General features: G+C 41.1%; 2 protein-coding genes. Both read right to left on the reverse strand.

Annotated elements, in window-relative coordinates:
• The coding region (locus ACQY5W_RS13505) for a ribonuclease H family protein (RefSeq protein ID WP_428025489.1) at positions 1-172 on the reverse strand (172 nt) is incomplete at its 3' end.
• A gap of 33 nt (positions 173-205) precedes the next feature.
• On the reverse strand, positions 206-545 hold a 340-nt coding region (locus tag ACQY5W_RS13510), incomplete at its 5' end, for a hypothetical protein (RefSeq protein ID WP_428025488.1).

Consider the following 545-nt stretch of genomic DNA (forward strand, 5'->3'; position numbering starts at 1 on the left):
ATACGCATCCCAATCCTTGACGAGAAGCGTCGCAGTAAATGTCAAACTTCTTAGTCAGGTCGGGTAGAATCAATACCGGTGATGAAGTAAGTCGTTTCTTCATCTCTTTAAAACTAGCTTGACACTCCTTTGTCCATTCAAAAGTCCTGTTCTTCTCCAATAGCTTCGTCATTGGCTTGGCTATTTTGGAGAAATCCTTTATGAATCAACGGTAGTATCCTGCTAATCCTAGGAAACTCCGAATATCTAAAACAGTTGCAGGTGGCATCCAATTGAGCACATCTTTTACCTTGCCTGGATCAACTGAGACTCCACCAGCTGAGATAACGTGTCCAAGGAAAGCGACTTCTGTTAACCAAAATTCACATTTGCTGAACTTGGTGTATAACTGATTTGATCTAAGCTTCTCCATACCTTTTTGTAATTTTTTTTGGATTTCGGACCGATCTGGAAAAATTTGTGGACCGCGGGTTAATTTTGGAAAACCTGAGGCCCGAATTTTTCCAGATCGGTCCGAAATCCGAAAATAATTACAAAAAGGTCCC

The organism is Arcobacter sp. (assembly GCF_050300555.1).
GTDB lineage: Bacteria > Campylobacterota > Campylobacteria > Campylobacterales > Arcobacteraceae > Arcobacter.